This is a genomic window from Falsiroseomonas sp. HC035 (assembly GCF_050563525.1).
Classification (GTDB): Bacteria; Pseudomonadota; Alphaproteobacteria; order Acetobacterales; family Acetobacteraceae; genus Falsiroseomonas.
Map to the genome: position 1 here is coordinate 124,389 of NZ_JBNXUN010000007.1, position 21,851 is coordinate 146,239.

At 69.7% G+C, this 21,851-nt stretch carries 20 protein-coding genes; 1 reads left to right on the forward strand and 19 read right to left on the reverse strand.

Features of this window, described 5'->3' with window-relative positions; translation table 11 throughout:
- Positions 1–3 precede the first annotated feature (3 nt).
- From ACLF3G_RS16580 to ACLF3G_RS16595, 4 genes are read right to left on the reverse strand one after another with little or no spacing between them, the layout of a single operon-like run.
- Complete coding sequence (locus ACLF3G_RS16580; RefSeq protein ID WP_430670506.1) at positions 4–1,023, reverse strand: chlorophyllide a reductase iron protein subunit X; 1,020 nt, start codon at positions 1,021–1,023, stop codon at positions 4–6.
- A complete protein-coding gene (bchC, locus tag ACLF3G_RS16585; RefSeq protein ID WP_430670507.1) occupies positions 1,020–1,976 on the reverse strand; it encodes a chlorophyll synthesis pathway protein BchC in 957 nt (318 codons plus the stop codon). Before bchC ends, ACLF3G_RS16580 begins: the two co-directional genes overlap by 4 nt.
- A gap of 60 nt (positions 1,977–2,036) precedes the next feature.
- A complete protein-coding gene (locus ACLF3G_RS16590; RefSeq protein WP_430670508.1) occupies positions 2,037–3,185 on the reverse strand; it encodes a methyltransferase in 1,149 nt (382 codons plus the stop codon).
- The gene (locus ACLF3G_RS16595) at positions 3,182–4,054 is read right to left on the reverse strand and encodes a polyprenyl synthetase family protein (RefSeq protein WP_430670509.1); all 873 of its coding nucleotides are present in this window, start codon (positions 4,052–4,054) and stop codon (positions 3,182–3,184) included. Before ACLF3G_RS16595 ends, ACLF3G_RS16590 begins: the two co-directional genes overlap by 4 nt.
- 218 nt (positions 4,055–4,272) lie before the next feature.
- Between ACLF3G_RS16595 and ACLF3G_RS16600 the strand changes: the two genes are divergently transcribed.
- Positions 4,273–5,052 carry a DUF2189 domain-containing protein gene (locus ACLF3G_RS16600; protein ID WP_430670510.1) on the forward strand — a complete coding sequence of 260 codons (780 nt, stop codon included), beginning with the start codon at positions 4,273–4,275 and terminating at the stop codon, positions 5,050–5,052.
- Between the two features lie 3 nt (positions 5,053–5,055).
- Here ACLF3G_RS16600 and ACLF3G_RS16605 read toward each other — a convergent pair whose 3' ends face one another.
- Genes ACLF3G_RS16605 through ACLF3G_RS16675 form a run of 15 tightly spaced genes read right to left on the reverse strand, consistent with a single transcriptional unit; the run spans position 5,056 to position 21,821 of the window.
- On the reverse strand, positions 5,056–6,078 hold the full coding sequence (locus ACLF3G_RS16605) for a phytoene/squalene synthase family protein (protein ID WP_430670511.1): 1,023 nt from the start codon (positions 6,076–6,078) through the stop codon (positions 5,056–5,058).
- Positions 6,079–6,094: 16 nt separating this feature from the next.
- Positions 6,095–6,976 carry an alpha/beta fold hydrolase BchO gene (bchO, locus tag ACLF3G_RS16610; RefSeq protein ID WP_430670512.1) on the reverse strand — a complete coding sequence of 294 codons (882 nt, stop codon included), beginning with the start codon at positions 6,974–6,976 and terminating at the stop codon, positions 6,095–6,097.
- Complete coding sequence (locus tag ACLF3G_RS16615; RefSeq protein ID WP_430670513.1) at positions 6,976–8,673, reverse strand: magnesium chelatase subunit D; 1,698 nt, start codon at positions 8,671–8,673, stop codon at positions 6,976–6,978. Before ACLF3G_RS16615 ends, bchO begins: the two co-directional genes overlap by 1 nt.
- A complete protein-coding gene (gene bchI / locus ACLF3G_RS16620) occupies positions 8,670–9,725 on the reverse strand; it encodes a magnesium chelatase ATPase subunit I (RefSeq protein WP_430670514.1) in 1,056 nt (351 codons plus the stop codon). The genes ACLF3G_RS16615 and bchI overlap by 4 nt, the downstream gene beginning before the upstream one ends.
- Complete coding sequence (hemA, locus tag ACLF3G_RS16625; protein WP_430670515.1) at positions 9,725–10,936, reverse strand: 5-aminolevulinate synthase; 1,212 nt, start codon at positions 10,934–10,936, stop codon at positions 9,725–9,727. Before hemA ends, bchI begins: the two co-directional genes overlap by 1 nt.
- Positions 10,937–10,970: 34 nt before the next feature.
- Entirely contained in the window at positions 10,971–11,759 is a 789-nt protein-coding gene (gene puhE, locus ACLF3G_RS16630; RefSeq protein ID WP_430670516.1) for a putative photosynthetic complex assembly protein PuhE, read from the reverse strand.
- A 4-nt stretch (positions 11,760–11,763) separates the two neighbouring features.
- Complete coding sequence (gene acsF / locus ACLF3G_RS16635; RefSeq protein WP_430670517.1) at positions 11,764–12,900, reverse strand: magnesium-protoporphyrin IX monomethyl ester (oxidative) cyclase; 1,137 nt, start codon at positions 12,898–12,900, stop codon at positions 11,764–11,766.
- Positions 12,888–13,220: a hypothetical protein gene (locus ACLF3G_RS16640; RefSeq protein WP_430670518.1), complete on the reverse strand. Its 333-nt coding sequence runs from the start codon at positions 13,218–13,220 to the stop codon at positions 12,888–12,890. The genes acsF and ACLF3G_RS16640 overlap by 13 nt, the downstream gene beginning before the upstream one ends.
- 5 nt (positions 13,221–13,225) lie before the next feature.
- Entirely contained in the window at positions 13,226–13,672 is a 447-nt protein-coding gene (gene puhC, locus ACLF3G_RS16645) for a photosynthetic complex assembly protein PuhC (protein ID WP_430670519.1), read from the reverse strand.
- A gap of 17 nt (positions 13,673–13,689) precedes the next feature.
- Positions 13,690–14,355 carry a photosynthetic complex putative assembly protein PuhB gene (puhB, locus tag ACLF3G_RS16650; RefSeq protein ID WP_430670520.1) on the reverse strand — a complete coding sequence of 222 codons (666 nt, stop codon included), beginning with the start codon at positions 14,353–14,355 and terminating at the stop codon, positions 13,690–13,692.
- Positions 14,352–15,101, reverse strand: a complete 750-nt coding sequence (puhA, locus tag ACLF3G_RS16655) for a photosynthetic reaction center subunit H (protein WP_430670521.1) — start codon at positions 15,099–15,101, stop codon at positions 14,352–14,354. Before puhA ends, puhB begins: the two co-directional genes overlap by 4 nt.
- A gap of 51 nt (positions 15,102–15,152) precedes the next feature.
- On the reverse strand, positions 15,153–16,586 hold the full coding sequence (locus ACLF3G_RS16660) for a PucC family protein (RefSeq protein WP_430670522.1): 1,434 nt from the start codon (positions 16,584–16,586) through the stop codon (positions 15,153–15,155).
- Entirely contained in the window at positions 16,583–17,284 is a 702-nt protein-coding gene (gene bchM / locus ACLF3G_RS16665) for a magnesium protoporphyrin IX methyltransferase (RefSeq protein WP_430670523.1), read from the reverse strand. Before bchM ends, ACLF3G_RS16660 begins: the two co-directional genes overlap by 4 nt.
- Entirely contained in the window at positions 17,284–18,186 is a 903-nt protein-coding gene (gene bchL, locus ACLF3G_RS16670) for a ferredoxin:protochlorophyllide reductase (ATP-dependent) iron-sulfur ATP-binding protein (RefSeq protein WP_430670524.1), read from the reverse strand. The genes bchM and bchL overlap by 1 nt, the downstream gene beginning before the upstream one ends.
- The gene (locus tag ACLF3G_RS16675) at positions 18,183–21,821 is read right to left on the reverse strand and encodes a magnesium chelatase subunit H (RefSeq protein ID WP_430670525.1); all 3,639 of its coding nucleotides are present in this window, start codon (positions 21,819–21,821) and stop codon (positions 18,183–18,185) included. Before ACLF3G_RS16675 ends, bchL begins: the two co-directional genes overlap by 4 nt.
- Positions 21,822–21,851: the final 30 nt, after the last annotated feature.

A 21,851-nucleotide genomic window follows, 5' to 3' on the forward strand; every position in this document is an offset into this window, starting at 1 on the left:
CGCTCAGGCGCCCTCATAAACCACTTCGAGGGTGGGCTTGTTGATCACCTCGGCGCCGCACATGTCCTCCATCGTCGCGGGATCAAGCACCACGCCGCGCCCGACCGCATCGCCCTTGAACAGGTTCAGCAGGTTCTCGTGCGTCAGTGGATAGGGCCGCACCGGCGGCGCTCCCGCGACCTGCAGGGCGAGTTCCTCGAAGACGCTGGCCCACGGGCCACCGGGGATGCCGACGATCTCGTAATTGGCGGATTTGCGGCGGATGTCGTCATCGGCCGGAATCGCCGCGAGCACCGGAATGCCCACTTCCTTGGCGAAGGCCTGCGCCTCCCCGGTCCCGTCATCCTTGTTGATGACCATGCCGGCGACGCCGACATTGCCGCCGAGCTTCTTGAAGTACTCGACCGCGGAGCAGACGTTGTTGGCGACATACAGCGATTGCAGGTCGTTGGAGCCGACCACGATCACCTTCTGGCACATGTCGCGCGCGATCGGCAGCCCGAAGCCGCCGCAGACCACGTCGCCCAGGAAGTCGAGCAGCACGTAGTCGAAATCCCACTGGTGGAAGCCGAGCTTCTCCAGCAGTTCGAAGCCGTGGATGATGCCGCGCCCGCCGCAGCCGCGGCCGACTTCCGGGCCCCCGAGCTCCATGGCGAAGACGCCGTCGCGCTTGAAGCAGACATCACCGATCTTCACCGCCTCGCCGGCCGCCTTCTTCTTCGAAGACGTCTCGATGATCGTCGGCACCGACCGGCCGCCGAACAGCAGCGACGTGGTGTCGGATTTCGGGTCGCAGCCGATCAGCAGCACGCGCTTGCCCTGCTGCGCCATCATGTAGGACAGGTTCGCCAGGGTGAAGGACTTGCCGATACCGCCCTTGCCGTAGATGGCGATGATCTGCGTTTCCTTCTTCACAGGCTCCGTGCTGATCGCATCCGGCTCCTGCGCCGCTTCCGCCCGCAGCGCATCCGCCATGCTCTGCTGTGCAGAAGGAGTAGCCGGGGCGCCGGTCTGTGCGTTCATGAGCATGCTCTCCAATCGAGGATCATCTTGAGGCACGCGGGATCGTTGAAGGCCGTGCGGTAGGCGTCCGGTGCCGCGGCCGCATCGCTGCGGTGCGTGATCAGGCCTTCGAAGGACAGCCGCCCTGCGTCGAGCAGGTCGCGCACGGCCAGCAGATCCGGCTGCCGCCATTCTGCGGCGACGCGGAAGCGCGCCTCCCGCATGAAGGCGGGCGGGAACGCAAAGCTGAGCGGCGCACTGTAGAAGCCGGCCAGCACCACCTCGCCCCCCGGCGCCAGGCGCTGCACCAGGCTGTCGAGCAGCGCGCTGTCGCCGCTGACGTCGCAGATGCAGCGGTAGTCGCGCCGCGCATCATCCTCCGGTGCCATTACCTGGTAGCCGATGGCGCCCTCGGCACGGGCGGGATTGGTCTCCCACACCATCGGTGCGCCACCGCTGGCGACGACGATGCGCGCGACGAGGCGGCCGAGCACGCCGTGGCCAATGACGAGGTCCGGCAGGTCGGCATGTGGTGCTGCGATCGCGTGGCGTGCCGTCGCGGCCAGCGCCATCAGCACGCCTTCCTCGCCGAGCGACTCATCGATCTGCACGGCGCGCGCATCCGGTACGACAAGCCGTGAGGCGGCGCCGCCGAACAGGCCGCGCACCGGGCCGAAGCACTTGGCGCCCGGCACGAAGACACGCTCGCCAACCCGGCGCCGGGCCAATGGACCGGCAGAGACGACGCGGCCGACGGATTCGTAGCCGGGAACCAGCGGATAGCCCATGCCGGGAAAGGGCGGCATGCGGCCGGACCACAGCAGGCGTTCGGTGCCGGTGCTGATACCGCTCCACTCGACATCGACGACCAGATCCCCTTCCCCGGGAGGGGAGAGTTCCAATCGGCTCAGAACGAGACGTTCCGGCGCTTCCAGCAAGACTGCCACGGTGTCCACCTGGACGGCCGCTCCCATCGATTGAGTGTAAGCCTAGACTGACAGTGGACCATGTCAAGCTAAACTGACATTGAAACGTCAGGTCGCGCTGACATCTGCGACTAAGACCCGCGTCAGCAGCGGCGTCGGGGTCGGCAGGGCACGGCTGCTGGCGAAACCGGCCTCGGCCAGCATGGCGCGCAGTTCCTCCGGCCGGCGCGGTCGGCCGCGACCCATGGCGAGAAGGTAGAAGCCGAAGTAGGCCTCCCCCATCGGCTCAGCGCCGCTGGTGCCGGCCATCGGCTCCGCGATCAGCAGGCGGCCTTGTGGCGGCAGGGCGGCGCGGGCGGCGCGCAGCAGCGCCATCACCACCGCATCGTCATGGTCGTGCAGCACGCGGACGAAGCTGATGAGGTCGGCGCCCCTGGGCAGCGGGTCGGTCGAGAAATCGCCACCGAAGACCTGCGCGCGGTCCGCCAGGCCCTGCGCCGCGAAGCGGGCGGTGGCGCGGGCGGCGACCTGGGGCAGGTCGAACAGCATCAGGCGCAGCTTCGGCGCGGCCTGGGCCACGGCGGACAGGAAGGCACCCTCCCCGCCGCCGACATCCATCAGGGTGCCGTGCCGGGTGAAGTCGTAGGTCGCCAGCACCTCCGCCGCCACCATGGGCTGGGAGGCCGCCATAAGCGCGGAGTAATCCGCCACGCGCTCCGCCCCCAGCGCATCGGGGGCCGCGGCGCCGCTGTAGGCCCAGTAGGCGGACAGGGCATTGCCGCCCCGTTCGCGCCGCAGCAGGGCGACGGGGTCGGCCAGGTCGGCGTAGAGCAGTGCGTGGTGTTCCACCATGGCGGCGATGCCGGGATTGCCGATCATCGCCGCGCCGAGCGGGCCGAGCGTCCAGAACCCATCGGCGCGGCGCCGGGTCAGGTCCAGCGCCGCGGCGGCGGCCAGCAGGCGGCCCATCGCCTCCGGCGGCACCGCCAGGCGATGCGCCAGCGCGGCCTCCGTGGCGGGCGCTTCGTGCAGGATGTCGAACAGCTTCAGGCGCACGCAGGCGGCCAGCACCTGGGAGTAGACGAAGCCGGCGCACAGGTCGAACAACTGCCGCGCCCGGCGGCGCGCCATCGGCCGCGTCAGCGGGAAACGCGCCGCCCATTCGCGGAAGGCGGGGCGGGCGGTGACAGCCTCCCGCCACGCCCGCAACCGGTCCAGCAGGCCGGGCGGCATGGCGGCCTGGGAAACCGGGGTCACGCGGCCTGCGCGGCCAGTTTCTGCGGCAGCAGGCGCTTGGCCTCGGCCAGGATCAGGCCGTGCAGCATGGCGCGGCCGGCGCAATCCGGAATGGCGGCGACGGCCTGTTCGGACAGCGCCCGCAACCGCGCCACGGCGCCCAGCAGGCCGAACTCGGCCACCGCGCTTGGCCGGCCCAGCGCCTTGTCCACGCCCACTGGCTTGCCCAGCGTCGCCTCATCCTCCACCGCGTCGCGCAGGTCGTCGGCCACCTGGTAGGCCTCGCCCAGCCGGTCGCCGAGCAGGCGCCAGGCCTCGGGTTCGGCGTGACCGGCGGCGGCGGCGCCGGCCATTGTGGCGGCGGCGAACAGGCTGCCGGTCTTCTGCCGCTGGTATTCGGAAAGGTCCGCCCGCGGCTCGCATTCCCAGGCCTGGCCCGCGACGATGCCGAAAGGCACGCCGACGCCATCGCCCACCAGCAGCAGCAACGGGCCGAGCCGCGCCGGGGCGCAGGGGGCGGCGCGCGCCAGGGTCTGGAAGGCCAGGACGATCAGCGCATCGCCGGCCAGCACCGCCAGCGGTTCGCCATAGGCGCGGTGCACGCTGGGCTTGCCACGGCGGGTGGCGGCATCGTCGAAGCAGGGCAGGTCGTCATGCACCAGGCTGGCGCAATGCAGCAGCTCGATCGCCGCGCCGGCCGCCGAGGACAGCGCCGGGCTGTCATCGCCGCAGGACGCCGCGACCGCCAGGGTCAGCCGCGGCCGGATGCGCCCGCCCTTGGGGAACACCGCATGCCGCATCGCCGCGGCCAGCCGCGGCGGCGCGCCGGCGGCCTCGGCATAGAGCACGGCATCCGCCAGGCTGGATTCGATGCGCGACACGGCATCCATGCGAAACCTCCCACCGGCACGGGACTGTAAGCCCGGCTTGTCAGTCGGAAGTGTCAGTCTTTCTTGACAACCAAGTCAACCGGCTTTTCAGGCTCACGCGGGCTTGAGGCGGTTTTTGCCACGGCTCACCCAAGTGCAAGAGGCGGAGTCCAGCCGGCACCGCCGGTCCCGGCCGTCCGCGAAACCCTATCGGGGGGAGGCGTACAATGGCTGAGGCTATGACGACGACCCGACACCTGGATACCTCGCGCCCGGAGCTGCGCCGGATCGGCACGGCCGAACTCGCCACCGCACTGCGCCGGGGCTGGGCGGACTTCCTGGCGACGCCGACGCAGTTGATGTTCCTCTGCGTGCTGTATCCCGTCATCGGCCTGGTCGCCGCGACGCTGGCGGCGGGCGGCGAGGTGATGCACCTGTTCTACCCGATGGCGGCCGGCTTCGCGCTGGTCGGCCCGATCGCGGCGCTGGGCCTGTACGAGATCAGCCGCCGGCGCGAGGCCGGTTTGCCGGCGAGCTGGATCAATGTCTTCGATGTGCTGAAATCGCCGGCACTACCCGGAATCGTGGCACTCGCCCTGCTGCTCGTCGTGCTGTTCCTCGGCTGGTTGCTGGCCGCGGATGCCATCTACGCCGCGACCCTCGGCACACTGCCGGCGCAGCCGGGTCAGGACATGACCACGCTGCTGTTCAGCACCCCGGAGGGCCGCCGGATGATCCTGCTCGGCAACGGCGTGGGCTTCCTGTTCGCCGTCGTCGTGCTGGTACTGACCGTGGTGTCGTTCCCCATGCTGCTGGACCGCGATGGCGGCGTGGCGCAGGCGGTCGGCACCTCCCTGCGCGCGGTCGCGCTGAACCCGGTGCCGATGGCGCTGTGGGGGTTGATCGTGGCGGTGCTGCTGCTGCTGGGATCGCTGCCGCTGTTCATCGGACTGGCCGTGGTGCTGCCGGTGCTGGGGCACGCGACCTGGCACCTGTATCGGCTGGTGGTGGTGCGCTGAGGCTCAGCGCGCGACGGAGCCGAGATCGGCATCGTCGCGCATGCGGTCGAACAGTTGCACCGCCCAGGCGATGCGCTCCGGCAGGCGCTGCGGGCCCGTGGCTGGATGCGCCTGAACCGCTTCCACCAGGAAGCGCGTCGCCGGCAGCGGCGGTGCCACATGCCGTGCGGCGCGCGCGGTGAGCGCCGACAGGCTGCGCGCCATCAGCACCGCCTTGCGCGTGGCACCGACATGCGCGCGGCGGCCGACCGAGTCGCCGCCCTGTCGTTCGACCTCGCGCCCGATCTCGGCATAGACATGCCGCGCCGCCGCGATGCCGGCGCGGCAATCCCGTGGCAGCAGCGCGAAGCCGGCCTCGGAGCGGGCGTAATGCGCGTCCGCCACATCCAGCAGGCGCTGCACGACACGGCCCAGCGCCGGGCTGAAGCGCGGCGCGGCGAGGAACGCCGCCGGGTCCAGGCCCTCCGCCCGCATCCAGTCCAGTGGCAGGTACAGCCGGCCGTTGCGCGCATCCTCGCCGACGTCGCGCGCGATGTTCGTCAATTGCATCGCGACGCCAAGGTCGCAGGCGCGGGCCAGTGCGGCCGAGTCGCGCACGCCCATCAGCAGGGTCATCATCGCGCCGACGGTGGCGGCGACGCGCGCGGCATAGGCCTCAAGCGCGGCGAGGTCGGCATAGCGCCGTCCCTCCGCATCCCAGGCGAACCCTTCCAGCAGGGCCGCCGGCAGCGCGCGCGGAATTGCGTAGTCCCGCACCACCACGGCGAAGGCGCGATCCGCGGCATGCGCCTGCGGGCGCCCGGCATGGATGGCGTCCAGCCGCCGTTGCAGCGCCGGCAGCGCGGCGGCGGCATCCGGCGCCTCGTCGATCGCGTCGTCGGCGACGCGGCAGAAGGCATACAGCGCGGTCGCCGGCTCCGCGATGCGCGACGGCAGCAGCATCGCGGCGGCGCGGAAGGATTTCGACCCGCCAGCCAGCATCGCGCGGCAGGCGGCGCGATCGGCGTCCGAGGTACTGCTCAGCATCGGGCGTCCCGCCTTGTCATGCCGCCATCTCCCCGGACATTTCGGATTTGATCAAGGCGGCAGCCTGCTCCGGCCGCTCCTCATGCGCCAGATGCCCGAGGCCCGGCCACGCAACGATTTCCGCCGAGGGCAGGCGCCGCCGCACCGCCTCCGCCTGCGCCGGCGGCACCGCGCGATCCAGCGCACCCGTCACCAGCACCAGCCGCGGCTTCAGCTTCGGCAGGTCGCGCAGCAGCGGCACCAGGTCCCAGTTCGCCATCATGCCCAAGGCCGCGGCCAGGTGGCCCGAATGCCGGAACAGCCGCGCGTAGAGATCCACGCCGCGCGGTTCGATGCGGCTGCCGGTGTCGCGCAGCAGGCGTTCCGCCACGGCACGATCGGCGGCGCGCCATGCGAACAGGCTTGGCACGAAGGGCAGCCCGACCAGCATCCGCGCAGCGCGGGTGAAGAAGGCGGCGTGACGATCGCCGAGTGGCTGCAGCGCGCCATTCAGGCTGACGATGGCCGAAGGCGCGATGCGACCATCGAGTGCCATGCGCAGCAGGATCGCGGCGCCGGCGGAATGTCCCGCCGCAAGCACTGGCCGCACCCGCATGGCGGCCAGCAGCGCCGCGACGGAAGCCGCCATGCCGGGCAGCGAAAGTCGTGTGCTGGCAACCGGATCCGAGAATCCATGGCCGGGCAGGTCCGGCGCCACCACGGTGAAGTCACGCGCCAGCAGCGGCATCAGGTCGCGCCAGGAATGCGTCGCCGCCGCCGTGCCGTGCAACAGCAGGATCGCAGGCCCCTGCCCCATCACCTGCACATGCCAGCGTAGTCCGGCGGCAGTGATGAAGCGACTCGCCTCCCGGTTCGGCCAGTCCCGGCCCTCTACGTTCCAGTTGGGACGCTCCGCCATCAGGCTGCATCCCGCGTGGTGGCGACGGCGTCGGAAAGCCGTTGCGAATCGACAGAAGGCAGCGCGAGGTAGCGCGCCCCCATGGCCTCCGCGAGTTGCCGTGCGAAGGGCTGCGGCCGTGGCGCCGTATCCACCAGCAGCACCGCGAGGCGCGCCGCGCGTACCGGTGCGGCGGCGGCCAGCGCATCGGCCTCGGCGCGCGGGCGCCCGGCCGTCCCATCCCGCGCGATGTTGGCACGGCCATCGGTCAGCAGCACCAGCAAGGGCGTGCGGCCACGGCGCTGCGCTTCCTCGGCGAGTGCCATGGCGGCGTCGATGCCGGCCGCCAGCGGCGTGGCACCACCGCCCGGCAACCCGGCCAGGCTGCGCTTGGCACGCACCAGCGAATTTGTGGGCGGCAACAGTGTTTCCGCCGCGCGGCCGCGGAAGGCCACCACGGCGACGCGGTCGCGCCGCACGTAGCAATCCGCCAGCAGCATCTCCACCGCGCCCTTGGCCTCCGCCAGCCGTGCCAGAGCGGCGGAGCCGGAGGCGTCGACGGCGAAGATGGCGGTGGTCTCGGTGTTCTGGCGGAAGCGCAGGATGCGGATATCCTCTGCCCGCACGCGAATCAGCGGCCCGGCCGATTCACGCCGGCGCAGCGCCTGCCAGGGGGCGGCCGCGCGCAGCGTCTCGACCAGGGACAGCCGGGCGCCGCCGCGCAGCGCGCCGGACCGCGTGCCGATCGGACGGCCGCGTTGTGCCGAAAGCCGCAACTGGCCGGCGCGGCCCTGTACGCCACCGGCCTTCCGTGCCGCCTCCCGCGCCCCAGCGCCGAGCGCCGCGAGCAGGCCGGCGGGCAGCGCGGCACGTGTCGCCTCCAGCAGCATCTCCTGCATCGCCTGCGCGTCGGGCTGCTGCTGCGGCTGGTCCTCGGCTGGCGTCTCCGGCTCCGGTGCCGGCTCCGATTCGGGCTGCTGCTCCGCGGGCGTTTGCGTGGCGCGGTGGCCATAGACCAGGCGCACGGCGAGCGTCGCGTCTTCCTCCGTCACCGTATCATGTCCGGCCAGCGCCGCCGCCGCGCGCGCCGCACGCAGCGCCATCAGCGGCGCGCGGAGGGAGCCGATGCCGAAGGCCAGCGCGGCGCCGCACAGCGCGGGCAGCAGCGCATCCGGCACCGTGACGTCCGGCAGGCGGGCGCGCGCCACGCTGCAATCGGTTGCAGGATCAAGTGGGGCCTCATCCAGTTCCAGCCGGAAGGCGAGGCGTTCCGCAAGCGCCGCCGGCAACGCTTCCTCCGCGATGCCCTCGTCCAGCGCGACCACCGCAAAGCGCGCCGGCAGGCTGAGCGACAGCCCATCGCGCTGCACCGCCACGGTCCCGGAATCCAGCACGGCGCACAGCTTGGCAGCGGTGCCGGTCTCCAGCCGCTCCGCCATCGCCGCGACCACGATGCCGCCATCGGCGCCCGCCAGCACGCCGCGTTCCGCGACCGGCCGCCCGGCCGCCAGCGTCGCCGCCAGATCAAGCCCACCGAGCAGCCGGCTGTCCGGGATACCCAGCGGCAGGCGCCGCCACGGCGCGTCCTGGGGCAGCGCCGCGCGCAGCAGCGCCAGCCAGCGGTCACGCGCCGGACCCGGCGCCGCGCGCAGCACCGCGCCTCCCAGCCCCGCCGGATCGACCGCCAGCAGCAGGGCCGCCAGCGCCGCGTCGGTCACGGCCCGAACACTTCAACCACCGCGCGCTCGACCCGCGTGGTGGCCACCGCCTCGTCCAGCGGGTTGCGGCGCAGGCGGTGACGGAGCGCGGGGGCGGCGATTCGGCGCAGATGCGCCACGCCCACCACCTCGTCGCCCTCCAGCGCCGCCAGGGCGCGGGCCGCGCGGATCAGCGTCAGCTCGCCGCGCAGTCCGTCCGTGCCGAGCGCCATGCAGAGCCGCGCCGCATTCTCGAGCGTCACATCCGGGACCGCGACCATCGGCAGCAGCGCGCGCGCGGCGAGGATCTTCTCGCGCGTCGCCTCCGCCTCCGCTTCCCAAGCCGCCAGGAAGGCCTCGGTGTTGCGCTCGAAGGCGTCGCGGCGCTTCACCACCTCGATGCGGTTGGCGAGGTCTGTCGGCGTACGGACTTCCACGGAAAGCCCGAAGCGGTCCAGCAGCTGCGGGCGCAGTTCACCTTCCTCCGGATTGCCGCTGCCGATCAGCACGAAGCGCGCCGGGTGACGGATACTGATGCCCTCGCGCTCCACCACATTCTCGCCGGAGGCCGCGACATCCAGCAGCAAATCCACCAGATGGTCCTCCAGCAGGTTTACCTCGTCGATGTACAGGAACCCGCGATGCGCGCGGGCCAGCAGCCCCGGCTCGAACGCCTTCTCGCCATTCGCCAGCGCACGCTCGATGTCCAACGCGCCAGCGACGCGGTCCTCCGTCGCACCCAGCGGCAGGTCGACGACCGGCACCGGCACCGTCGCCACCACAAGCTCGTCCGAGTTACGGCAGGCCTCGCACAGGTCGGCGGCCCGCGCCGGATCGCAGCCGAAGCGGCATCCCGCCACCGCCTGCATCGGCGGCAGCAGCGCGGCCAGCGCACGCACGGCGGTGGACTTCCCCGTGCCGCGATCGCCGAACACCAGCACACCACCGACGGAGGGATCCACGGCCGCGATCAGCAGCGCCAGCTTCATCTCGTCCTGGCCGACGATGGCCGCGAAGGGAAATACCGCGCGCACCGTCACGGGCTTGCGCAGGATCGGCGGCCCCAGATCCATCAGGCGGCCCTTTGCAGGCTGAACTGCGACCACACGGCGGACAGCGCGTTCACCAACTGGTCCATGTCCGCGTCGCTGTGCACGGGGCTCGGCGTGATGCGCAGGCGCTCCGTCCCACGCGGCACGGTCGGGTAGTTGATCGGCTGCACGTAGACACCGTGCTCGTCCAGCAGGATGTCGCTGATGGTCTTGCAGACGATGGGATCGCCGACCATCACCGGCACGATATGGCTGGGATTGTCGAGGTGCGGCACGCCGATCGCATCCAGGCGCTTGCGCAGCGTCGCGGCGCGTTCATGCAGCCGCTCGCGCTCCGCGCTGCTTTCCATCAGATGCTCGATGCTGGCGCGTGCGCCGGCGGCGATGGCTGGCGGCAGGGCAGTGGAGAAGATGAAACCGGAGGCATAGCTGCGCACGAAGTCGCACATGGCGGCGGAGCCGGCGATGTAGCCGCCGATCACGCCGAAGGCCTTGGCCAACGTGCCTTCGATGACCGTCAGGCGGTGCGAGACGCCGTCGCGGTCCGTGATGCCGCCGCCATTCGGGCCGTACAGGCCGACGCCGTGAACCTCGTCGCAATAGGTCATCGCGCCATACTTGTCGGCGATGTCGCAGATGGCGGCGATGGGGGCGATGTCGCCATCCATGGAATAGACGCTCTCGAACGCCACCAGCTTCGGCGCGGCGGGGTCGATCTCGGACAGCACGCGCTCCAGGTCCACCAGGTCGTTGTGGCGAAACATGCGGCGCTCGGCGCGGCTGTGGCGCATGCCCTCGATCATCGAGGCATGGTTCATCTCATCCGACACGATGACGCAACCCGGCATCCGGCCCGCCAGGGTGGACAGGGACGCCCAGTTGGACATGTAGCCCGAATTGAACAGCAGCGCGTCTTCCGTGCCGTGCAGCTTAGCCAATGCGCGTTCCAGCAGGACGTGCTCGTGGTTGGTGCCGGAGATGTTGCGCGTGCCGCCCGCCCCGGCGCCGTGGCTGTCCAGCGCCTGGTGCATCGCCGCCAGCACCTTCGGATGCTGGCCCATGCCGAGATAGTCGTTGGAGCACCAAACCGTCACTTCCGACGTCTTGCCGTTGCGATGGCGCGTCGCCTTCGGAAACTGGCCCGCGTGACGCTCGATGTCGGCGAAGACGCGATAGCGGCCCTCACGGCGGAGGCTGTCGAGCTGGGTGCGGAAGAAGGATTCGTAGTTCATCTCGGACCCCCTGTGGCCGGTCTTTTTCGTTCAGTCACGTGACGGCTGCCGGCGCCGGACGATCCTTGCGCGAGGCGAGGCCCCAGCGCCAGAGAGCATCCGCCGGGACCGGCATGACCATGAAGACGTGTTCCAGCAGCCCCAGCGCAACCAGGCTGGCGAGCAGCGTGAACCCCGCCACCTCATGCGGCGTGGCATCCGCAGCGATGGCAGACTGCATCAGCAGCACGCAGGCCACGCCGCCGAGCAGCAGCGAGACCGGCAGCAGCGCATTCATCCGCCGGCGCCGGAAGAAGCTCTCGAGGTAGCGCAGATGTTCGGGCAGGAACGCCTCTGCCAGGTTGCGTACGCCGAGATAGACGTTGAGCTTCGCGCTCTGCCGCATCGCCCAGAAGGCCAGGAAGGTCCACAGCCCGATGCGGTTCGGCGCGCCCCAGGTGGCGACGGCGATGGCGGCTGCGGCGACCATGATGGCGATCTCGTGCCACAACACCGCACCCAGCGCCGCGCGCAGCCGTGGCCAGCCTTTGGCGCCCGGCGGGCAGGCGCTGCGGTTGGGCCCGGTGACGAGGCCGGTCAGGAAGGCCGTTTCGATCCAGGCCCAGACCAACAGCCCGCAGATGAAGCCGAGATAGGCACCGCGCGTCGTCGTGTCCCAGGCCGAGGCATGCAGCCCCGCCAGCGCCGCCAGCAACAGCGTGGTGGCGCCGAGCATGGTCCAGCGGAAGGTCTCCCGCCGCAGCCCGTCCAGGTACAGGATGACGCCCGTGCTGAACCACCAGATGAACAGGGTGAACAGCGCGGGCAGCCCATGATCGGCCATGATTCTACCAGGCCGGCTGCAGGCGCGGATCGGCCGGCAGGTCGTGCCGCCGCGGCCGCAGGAAGTACAGCCGCGCGAAGTTCGCGCCGGCTGCCGCCATCAGCCCGTAGCGCTTGAGGGTGCCGACGACGCCGCCCTGCGCCCGCGCCGCGGCCATTGCCTCGTTGACCTTCCGCAACCGCTCCAGCCCGCGCAGGAAGCTCGGGTTGTCGACATCCAGCGTGGCGGGGAAGACCTGACGGCAAATCTCCTCCGTGATGCGGAACACCTGCATGTCGTAGTCGGTCGGGGTCATGCCAAGCGCCTTGTGGAATTCCGGCCGCGCATGGTCGCGCACATACATCGTGGCGAAGACCGCGAGCTGGAAGAACCGCACCCAGTAGACGTTGCCGCCCGACAGCAGATGCGGGTTGGCGCGCATCAGCAGCGCGAAGGCCTCGCCGTGGCGGAACTCGTCATTGCACCAGTTGTGGAACCACTTGAAGATCGGGTGGAACCGCAGCTCCGGATGCCGCTCGAACTGCCGGAAGATGGTGATGTAGCGGGCGTAGCCGATCTTCTCGGACAGGTAGGTCGCGTAGAAGATGAACTTCGGCTGGAAATAGTGGTACTTCTTCGCCTTCGTCAGGAAGCCGAGATCGACGCCGACGCCGACATCCTTCAGCGCATCGTTGATGAAGCCGGCATGCCGGCTTTCATCCCGCGCCATGACGCCGAAGATGTCCTTCATGTCGGGGTTGGTGACGCGCTTCTTGATTTCGGCGTACAGCACGCAGCCGGAGAATTCGGCGGTGACGGAGCTGATCAGGAACTCCAGCAGCTCCTTCTGCAACGGCTCCGGCAGCGCCTTGATGTCGAACTCGTCGAATTCGGCGGTGCGGGTGAAGTGGCCCTTGTTCGGATCGGCGTGGAACTCCGCCATCATCGCATCCCATTGCCGGCGCACGGGCTCAATGTCGATCTTGTCCATCGCTGCGAAATCGGTCGTGTAGAAGCGCGGCGACAGCGCGGTCTCGGTCAACGCCATCTTCGTCGCGATGCCATCCGCATCGGGGCGCCCGCCCGGTGTCATGCCGGGGGCGGTGATGTTGGCCAGGACCGGGTCGGCGACCGCAGGACCATCCAGGATCAGGCGTTCCATGCGGCGGCCTCCTTCGGCTCGAAACCGCAGTGATACAGCTCCGTCAATTCAAAAATCGCGACCCACTGCGTCCACCAGCGGGTCAGCGGCCCGGCGCGCATCACCGTCGCGCGGGTCTGGAACGAGGTGCGTTCCCCGAAGGCGACATGGTCCGGCATGTTGTGCACCAGCACCTTGTCGCCTGGCCGCAGGAACACGTCCTCCGGCACCGCATAGACATGAAAGCTGTCCGCGGTTCTCTCGATATCCACCGTGCAGGGCACTTCGAAGGTCCTGGTCCCACCGAAGAGTGCCCGGCCCGCTCCCCAGCGGCCGTTCATCCTGGTTACTCCCTGTTGGTCAGAAGCCGGGCGAAGGCCGCAGAATTGGTCTGGCCAAAGCCCGTCAGATCCAGCCGGCGACCGGTTGCCTGGTCCTCCAGCGTCAGTTGCCCAGTCTGCCACGCCGTGAGCCGGAACGGTATGGCAGAACCAATATCTTCGCGCCGTCTTTCGCGCACCAGGCCGCGGACGGTACCGCGCACGAAGCCCCCTTCGCCCGGCTCCAGCGTCGCGACCGGGCGACCGGACGGCGCCTCCGTGATGGAGACGCCGCCATCGGCACGATCTGTGAAATGCAGGTCTCGCTGCGCCACGGCAACGGGCACCTGGCCGTCGCGCGCATTCGGCAGGAAGGGGCTGGCCAGGACCAGCGCCAGCATGCCCGCCACCATCGCGCCGCAGACCAGCGCCGGGCGGCGAAGGATCGGGTGGACCTCGATGGCTTCCGGCATGGTCTCCTCCCCCCCCTTCAGGCCATCGCTTCGGCACGGCCGGCATTGCGCTTGTCCTGCGCCGCGGCGAGCGCCGGCACCGGCAGGGAAGCCGCCGCCGCCAGCGCGCGCGACAGCACCTGCGCCGCCACATCCGCATCCTTCAATGCGCGCAACATGGGTTCGGGCCGCGCAACGCGGAAGGGGCGGATATGCGGCCAAAGCGCGATCCAGGAGACGCGATGCGGCGCCACCAGCTTCACCACCAGGTCCCCGGTGCCGTCGGCATGATGCGCCACCGACGCCTGGTCGATCAGCACGAAGGGAATGTTCACCGTCATCGGCAGAGCAACGCCCACCCGCATGACGATGCGGCGGCTTGTGATGGTGTACAGGCTGGTGCGCGCCGACAGCGCCGCGAACAGCAGCAGCAGCGCCACCGGCACCACGCCGATCACGACCAGCAGGCTGGCTCCTGCCACCATGTCCATCACCCCGGCGCCCTGTGTCGCCAGGTTGCCGGCCTGCAGCGCCGCGAGCAGCACGAAATAGATTGCGATGCCGCGCACGAACAGGCCGCGCCGCGCGATTCCGCGCCATTCCGGCGCGCCCTGCCACAGGATGCTCTCACCCGCCGGCAGTGGGCCAGGCAGGCCGGGGATGGCTTCCCCGTCATGCTCGGCGATTCCGTTGTACTTGTTCATACCAGCGCCTCGCTGCGCTCGGGGGTTGCGTAGAAGTGGCCGCCGCCAAAATACGCCGCCACCTTGTCTTCCTCGAGCAGCGTGATCTGCTCCGGCATCGCGATGGCCGGTGCGGCGGCGAGTTGTGCGGCCGTGACGGAGATGACGCGGACCGTGCCGGCCGAGTTGATGGTGGCCAGGAACATCGGCACCAGCACGCGGCGCGCGCTGCCGGCCACCTCGACCTCGATGTAGCGCAGGATCAGCTCCGACTTGTCGACCCAGAGGTCCACGGCCACACCGGCGATGCGGCCATCCAGCGTGATCACCGGCTTGCCGCGTGGGTCCGGATCGGTCTCGCCGATCGTGTAGCCCGGGGCGGCGCGCAGCGGCACGATCTTGGGCGATTCGTCGTCGAAGGTCAGGTCGGGCACATCGGCCCGCTCGGCATAGGCGGCCGGGCCGATGCCGTCGCGCATCGCATCGCCCGTCGGCACCCACGGGGAGCCGCCGAAGCGGTCCGCGGATTCCACCAATCCGGTCAGATCACGCTCCTGCCGCGTCAGCAGGTGCGGATCGACATGCTTCAGCTTGAACACCTTCAGCGGCGGCACGCCGGGAAAGCCTTCGATCGGCACGCGCAGCGGGTGGCTTGGGCGATCCGAGATCAGGGGATAGCCCTCGCGCTTGCCTTCGCGATGCAGCCACAGCACCAGGATAAAAAAGAAGGCGAAGAAGGCGTAGAGCAGCCCTGCCGCCAGATCCATTTGAACGAATTGATGTGCGCCGGGCATGTGGGCCTCCACTTCTTTGGATGGTCAGACGTGTGCCGGACCGGCGAGGCCGGCGGCTTGTTGTGGACGTGACGCACCGCGATTACGGACCAGGGGCCCGACCACGGCGAGGGTGACGAACAACAGGGCGATCTCGATCAGGTAGATGCTGACATAGCCAGTGGCCGCGAGGGCCAGCCCCTCCCCCAGCGCGCCCGATGTCGCGAGAGAGGACATCACGTCCCGCAGCACGCCGCCCAGCGCGATCGCACAGCCCGCGGCCGTCGCCTGCACCGCGCCCCAGACGCCGAGCGCAAGGCCCACCTGGTCCGCGGGCGCCGCGCGCATGCAAGCGGTCAGCGTCGCGTGACCGAACAGTCCGGCCCCGAAGCCAATCAGCGCCACGCCGCCGCCGAACACCGCGCCACTGCCGAAGGCGCCCGAGAAGATGATGACGGTGAAGCCGGCGATGCCGACCAGCGCGCCATGGCCCGCGACCTGATGCGAATCGGCACCCTGGCCGAGCCGCTGCGCCGCGCGCAGGAAGCCGATGACCGCGCCGCCCGCCAGCAGCGCCGAAAGCGCCGTGGTGGCACCGACCGAGAGCCCCAAGATCTGCCCGCCATAGGGCTCCAGCAGCACGTCCTGCATGGTGAAGCCCGCGGTGCCAATGCCGGCGCCGAGCAGCCGACGGTTCCACGGGCCGGATTTGCGCAGCGCGCGGAAGGCCTCGAGGAATGTCGGCTCCGGCTCGCCAGTGCGAGCGGTGCGGGAGGGATCGCGCACTTCCTGCTGCCAGGCCGCGACCAGGTTCAGCACCAGCGTCAGCGCGGCGGCACCCTGCACCACCTGGATCAGCCGCAGCTGCGAGAAATCCGCCAGCAGCGCGCCGAACACCAGCGCCGACAGCACCATACCGACAAGCTGCATCGCCGACAGCATAGCGACGACGTTTGGCTGCTGGTCGCGCGGCGTAAGGTCCGTCGCCAGCGCCAGGCCCACGGTCTGCACCATGTGCATGCCGAAGCCGGTCATCAGGAAGGCGATGGCCGCGGCCAACTGCCCGGCCCAGGGCTCCGCCCAGGTATCGCCGGACAACACGAGCAGCGCGAAGGGCATCATCGCCAGGCCGCCGAACTGGATGATGGTGCCGAGCCACAGATAGGGCACGCGCTTCCAGCCGAGAACTGATTTGTAGGTATCCGACTTGAAGCCGATCAGCGCCCGCGCCGGCGCGAAGACCAGCGGCAGCGCGACCATGGAAGCAACCAGCCAGGCCGGCACATGAAGTTCCACGATCATCACGCGGTTCAGCGTTCCGACCAGCAGCACCGCCGCCATGCCGCATGAAATCTGGAACAACGACAGCCGCAGCAGCCGCGACATCGGCAGGCGATCCGAAGTGGCGTTGGCAAAGGGCAGCAGATGCGGCCCCACGCCCTGCCACAGTCGGATGATCCGGCCGGGTCGCTTCGTCATCGCCGCACCAGTTCCAGCGCCTGGGAGGTATAGAAGCCGCTGGCCACGCGATGCGTGCGCACCGGATGCCAGCCGGCCATTGTCGGATGGCCAGACACCAGCCGACGCAGCGTCGCCTCCGCCACCGGCACGATCGCCGGGGAGCGATCGCCGCGCGGCACCAGGCGACCGACCGTCAGGAACGCCATCAGGAAGGCGCTGCGCGGCGCGAAGGTGAACAGGATGCTCTTCTCCGTCCGCCCGGCCAGCCCATCCAGCGCGCGCAGCACGTCGGCCGGCTTGTAGTGGATCAGGCAATCCATCCCGACCACATGATCGAAGCGGCCAAAGGCAGGGTCCAGCATGTCGCCGACATGGAAGCTGACATGGCCGGCACCGTGCTGGCCCGCGGCGCGTTCCTGCCCCAGCGCGACCAGGGTCGGCGAGATATCGACAGCCACCACCTCCGCCCCACGGCGCGCCGCTTCAACGGCCAGCGCGCCGGTGCCGCAGCCGGCATCCAGCACGCGCTTGCCGCGCAGGTCCGGCGGCAGCCAGGACAGCAACTGCCTGCGCATCGCATCGCGCCCGGCGCGGACGGTGGCGCGGATGCCGCTGACTGGCGCATCGGAGGTCAGGCGTTCCCAGGCCTTGACGGCAGTGCGGTCGAAATAGGTTTCCAGCTCGCCGCGGCGGGCCTGGTAGCTGGCGCTGGTCATCAATCGTACCCCAGCAGGTCGAAGATCTCACGGTCCTTCAGCGGCGTCGCTTCCAGTGGCGTGACGCCGGCGAGCAGGCCTGCCGCGAGGCGCAGGTAATCGTTGCAGACGCCCTCGACCTCCGGTGACTGCTCCATGTCGAACAACGTCGCCTTCTTCAGACGCGACCGGCGGATGACATCGAGGTCCGGCAGGTGCGCCAGCATCTTCATGCCGGTCGCATCGTTGTACTTCTGGATCTGGTCGGTGTCCTTGGAGCGGTTGACGATCACGCCGCCCAGCCGCACGCCGTAGTTCTGCGACTTCGCCTTGATGGCGGCGACGATCCGGTTCATCGCGAAGATGCTGTCGAAGTCATTTGCCGCGACGATCACGCCACGATCCGCATGCAGTAGCGGCGCCGCGAAACCGCCGCAGACCACGTCGCCGAGCACGTCGAAGATCACAATGTCCGTGTCCTCCAGCAGGTGATGCTCCTTCAGCAGCTTCACCGTCTGGCCCACCACGTAGCCACCGCAGCCGGTGCCGGCCGGCGGGCCACCGGCTTCGACGCACATCACCCCGTGGCGACCCTCGACCACGAAATCCTCGGCGCGCAGCTCCTCGGAATGGAAGCCGACGCCGTCGAGCACGTCGATCACTGTCGGGATCATCCGGCCGGTCAGCGTGAAGGTGCTGTCGTGCTTCGGGTCGCAGCCAATCTGCAGCACGCGCTTGCCCAGCTTGGCGAAGGCGACAGACAGGTTGGAGGATGTGGTGCTCTTGCCGATGCCGCCCTTGCCATACACCGCGAAGACCTTGGCGCCGTCGATCTTCAGCGGGTCCGGCATATGCACCTGCACGCTGCCATCTCCATCGCCGATGAGACGTTCGTCGGGGCGCGGTCGCACGATCACGGTCATGCCGCCATCTCCTCGGTGATGCCTTCGAGCCGGTCCTCGAGCTCCTCGCCCGCGCGTCGTAGCGCGGCCAGGGTCTCGGCATCCGGCTGCCAGTATTGCCGCTCCTGCGCCTCGATCAGCCGGTTGGCGATCTTCGCGGAAGCGGTGGGGTTCAAGGCCGCGAGGCGCGCGCGCATCGCGGGGTCGAGCATGTAGGTCTCAGCCAGGTTCTGGTAGATCCACGGTGCCACTTGGCCGGTTGTCGCCGACCAGCCCATGGTGTTGGTGACCTGCGCCTCGATCTGCCGCACACCCTCGTAGCCATGCGCCAGCAGCGGTTCGAACCATTTGGGGTTCAGTGCCCGCGTCCGGGTCTCCAACGCCACTTGTTCGGCGACGCTACGGATGGTGCCTTCACCACGGGTCTGGTCGCCGACATAGACACTGGCTTCCTGGCCACCCCGCGCACGCCGCACTGCGCGGCTCATGCCGCCGAGCGTGTCGAAGTACTGGTCGATCGTCGTCAGCCCGACCTCGACGCTGTCGACGTTCTGGTAGGTGACGTCGACGCTGCCGAGCAGCTGCGTCAGCACCTGGTCCTGCCGCGCCGCCTTGCCGTCCACGCCGTAGGCAAAGCCCTTACGCTTGACATAGGCGTCGGCGAGTTCGTCCTCATCCGTCCACAGCCCTGCGTCGAGGATCTGGTTGACATTGGTGCCATAGGCGCCGTCCGCATTGCCGAACACCCGCAGCGCGGCCTGCGCCATCTCGCCGCCATGCTGTGCCAGGTGGGCCAGCGCGTGCTTGCGGATGTAGTTCTGCTCGATCGGCTCCTCGGCACTTGCCGCCAGCAGGGCGGCCTCCGCCAACAGCTTTGTCTGCAAGGGAAGCAGATCGCGAAAGATGCCGGACAACGTCACCATGACGTCGACGCGCGGCCGGCCCAGCACGTCCAGCGGCACCAGCTTCGCGCCGGTCAGGCGGCCGTAGCTGTCGTGGCGCGGCTCGGCGCCCATCAGCCACAGCGCCTGGGCGATCGGGCCGCCCTCCGTCTTCAGGTTGTCGGTGCCCCACAGCACGATCGCCACTGTCTCCGGCAGCCCCTTGCCGTCCGCCGCGTGGCGCGCCAGCAGCCGGTCCGCCTGCCGGGCGCCGTCCTTGACGGCGAAGGCGGAGGGGATCTTGAAGGGGTCGAAGCCGTGCAGGTTACGGCCGGTCGGCAGCACATCCGTGGTGCGCAGCAGGTCGCCACCAGGCGCTGGGCGCGTGTAGCCGCCATCGAGCGCGTGCAGGATGGCCGGTAGCTCGTGCTCGGTCGCCAGAAGCTCGTCGAGCCGTGCGAACTCCGCGGCGTCGGCCACGCCGGCGGCCTCCAGCATGTCGCGGCGCTGCGCCGCATCCGGCACCTCGCCCACCACATGCAGGCCGTGCGGAATCAACGTGTATTCCAACTCAAGCAGCTCGTTGCCAAGCTTCTGGATGACGGCAGGCGCCTCGGCTTCGGTCCAGGCCGGCTCGGCCGGCGTCAGGTCGACCGCGGCGGCCTGCGCCTGCACCAGTTCGGCCAGGGAGGCGCGTACCGTCGCGTCGCACTCCGGCTCCAGCGCGCGCCAGCGATCCAGCGTCGCCTTCAGGTCCAGCAGGCCGCGGTACAGCCCGGCGCTGGTCACCGGCGGCGTCAGGTAGCTGATGAGGGAGGCGCCGGCGCGCCGCTTCGCCAGCATGCCCTCGGACGGATTGTTCGAGGCGTACAGGTACAGGTTTGGCAGGTCGCCGATCAGCCGGTCCGGCCAGCACTCGGCGGAAAGCCCGGCCTGCTTGCCCGGCATGAACTCCAGTGCGCCGTGGGTGCCGAAATGCAGCACGGCGTGGGCGCCGAAATCTTCCCGGATCCAGCGGTAGAAGGCGCTGAATGCGTGCGTTGGCGCGAAGCCGCGCTCGAACAGCAGGCGCATCGGGTCGCCCTCGTAGCCAAAGCCGGGCTGCACCCCGATGAAGACATTTCCGAATTGCGCGCCCAGTACGAAGATGCTGGCGCCATCGGACTGCGCGCGGCCGGGCGCCGGGCCCCAGGTGCGCTCGATTTCGGACAGGTGCACTTCGCGCCGCACATGGTCGTCGGCCGGGATGCGCGCCGCGACGTTGGCAATGGCGCCGAAGGTCTGGGCGTTGCCCTCCGTGATCGCACGTCGCAGCGTCTCCACGTCGGTGGGGACCTCCACCGTGTAGCCAGCATCGCGCATCGCCCGCAGCGTGTTGAACAGCGACTGGAACACGGACAGGTACGCGGCGGTCCCGGTGTTGCCGGCATTCGGCGGGAAGTTGAAGACCACGGCCGCCACCTTGCGTTCCGCTCGCGTCGCACGCCGCAGCGCAACCAGCTTGGCGACCCGCGCGGCCAGCGTCGTAGCGCGTTCGGTGTAGGACACCATGTCGCGGCCGCAGGTGACGCCATCGCAGCCGGGGCAGCGCACGCCAGTGGAGGAAGCGCCACAGCGGCCGCCGAAGGTCATCGGCAGAATGCCGCCATCGAGCTCCGGGATCGCCACCATCATCGTGGCTTCCACGGGCAGCAGGCCGCGCGGGTCTGCCTGCCACTGCCGCATGGTCTGGAATTCCAGCGGGTGCGCGGAGATGTAGGGCACGTCGAGCGTGGCCAGCGTTTGTTCCGCCGCGCGCGCATCGTTGTAGGCCGGGCCACCGACCAGGGAGAAGCCGGTCAGGGACACGACGGCGTCCACGGTGGTGATGCCCTCGCGCCGGAAATAGGCGTCGATGGCGGGGCGATTGTCGAGGCCGCTGGCGAAGGCCGGCACCACGTTCAGGCCGCGCGCCTCGAGCGCGTTGATGACGCCGTCATAATGCGCCGCGTTGCCGGCCAGCACGTAGGACCGCATGATCAGCAGTCCCACCGTGCCGCTGCGCCCACGGCCCGGCAGATTGGCGACGCGATCCGTCACCTGGCCCGGAATGCGCGGATGATACAGCCCGACCTCGGGGTATTCGATGGGCGGCGCCACCTTCAGCGTGCCGACCAACGCGCGGCGCGGCCCGGCCGCGTAGCGGTTCACGAGCAGGCGCACCAGATTGGCCAGGTTCGCCTGGCTGCCGGCGAGCCAGTATTGCAGCGCCAGGAAATACACGCGCACATCCTGCGCGGTGCCGGGGATGAAGCGCAGCAGCTTCGGCAGCTCCCGCAGCATCTTCATCTGGCCCTTGCCGGAAGATGCTGCGCCGGACTTCTTCGAGCCACGCAGGCGCTTCAGCAGGCCCATGACGCCGCGGGCCTCGGCGCCCATGTCGAAACGGCCGATGCGGGTCAGCTTCATGACCTCGCCGGCGGACATGCAGCACACCATCGCATCGCAGGCATCGCGCCGCGCCCGCAGCGCCGGCAGCACCAGGTTGATGTGGTCTTCCAGGAACAGCATGGTCGCGATGACGATGTCGCCTCGGGCGATGTCGGTGTTGCAGGCCTTCAGGGCCTCCGCATCCGTGCCCCATTCGTCGGCGGCGTGGATCGCCAGTTCCAGCCCGGGGATATCCTGCCGCAGCGCATCCCGCGCCTGCATCATGGCGCCGGCCAGGTGGCTGTCCATCGTCACCACGACGATACGGATCGTGGTCGCGGAAACCCAGTTCATACCCTCAGGCATGCGGCCCTCCGGTCCTGCGGCGAGAGGAAT

What these genes read in the sequence shown, in the direction of transcription:
- ACLF3G_RS16580 (WP_430670506.1), bottom strand. Translation starts at nt 1,023, where the DNA reads ATGAACGCACAGACCGGCGCCCCGGCTACTCCTTCTGCACAGCAGAGC.
- bchC (WP_430670507.1), bottom strand. Translation starts at nt 1,976, where the DNA reads ATGGGAGCGGCCGTCCAGGTGGACACCGTGGCAGTCTTGCTGGAAGCG.
- ACLF3G_RS16595 (WP_430670509.1), bottom strand. Translation starts at nt 4,054, where the DNA reads ATGGATGCCGTGTCGCGCATCGAATCCAGCCTGGCGGATGCCGTGCTC.
- ACLF3G_RS16600 (WP_430670510.1), top strand. Translation starts at nt 4,273, where the DNA reads ATGACGACGACCCGACACCTGGATACCTCGCGCCCGGAGCTGCGCCGG.
- ACLF3G_RS16605 (WP_430670511.1), bottom strand. Translation starts at nt 6,078, where the DNA reads ATGCTGAGCAGTACCTCGGACGCCGATCGCGCCGCCTGCCGCGCGATG.
- bchO (WP_430670512.1), bottom strand. Translation starts at nt 6,976, where the DNA reads ATGGCGGAGCGTCCCAACTGGAACGTAGAGGGCCGGGACTGGCCGAAC.
- bchI (WP_430670514.1), bottom strand. Translation starts at nt 9,725, where the DNA reads ATGGATCTGGGGCCGCCGATCCTGCGCAAGCCCGTGACGGTGCGCGCG.
- hemA (WP_430670515.1), bottom strand. Translation starts at nt 10,936, where the DNA reads ATGAACTACGAATCCTTCTTCCGCACCCAGCTCGACAGCCTCCGCCGT.
- puhE (WP_430670516.1), bottom strand. Translation starts at nt 11,759, where the DNA reads ATGGCCGATCATGGGCTGCCCGCGCTGTTCACCCTGTTCATCTGGTGG.
- acsF (WP_430670517.1), bottom strand. Translation starts at nt 12,900, where the DNA reads ATGGAACGCCTGATCCTGGATGGTCCTGCGGTCGCCGACCCGGTCCTG.
- ACLF3G_RS16640 (WP_430670518.1), bottom strand. Translation starts at nt 13,220, where the DNA reads ATGAACGGCCGCTGGGGAGCGGGCCGGGCACTCTTCGGTGGGACCAGG.
- puhC (WP_430670519.1), bottom strand. Translation starts at nt 13,672, where the DNA reads ATGCCGGAAGCCATCGAGGTCCACCCGATCCTTCGCCGCCCGGCGCTG.
- puhB (WP_430670520.1), bottom strand. Translation starts at nt 14,355, where the DNA reads ATGAACAAGTACAACGGAATCGCCGAGCATGACGGGGAAGCCATCCCC.
- puhA (WP_430670521.1), bottom strand. Translation starts at nt 15,101, where the DNA reads ATGGATCTGGCGGCAGGGCTGCTCTACGCCTTCTTCGCCTTCTTTTTT.
- ACLF3G_RS16660 (WP_430670522.1), bottom strand. Translation starts at nt 16,586, where the DNA reads ATGACGAAGCGACCCGGCCGGATCATCCGACTGTGGCAGGGCGTGGGG.
- bchM (WP_430670523.1), bottom strand. Translation starts at nt 17,284, where the DNA reads ATGACCAGCGCCAGCTACCAGGCCCGCCGCGGCGAGCTGGAAACCTAT.
- bchL (WP_430670524.1), bottom strand. Translation starts at nt 18,186, where the DNA reads ATGACCGTGATCGTGCGACCGCGCCCCGACGAACGTCTCATCGGCGAT.
- ACLF3G_RS16675 (WP_430670525.1), bottom strand. Translation starts at nt 21,821, where the DNA reads ATGCCTGAGGGTATGAACTGGGTTTCCGCGACCACGATCCGTATCGTC.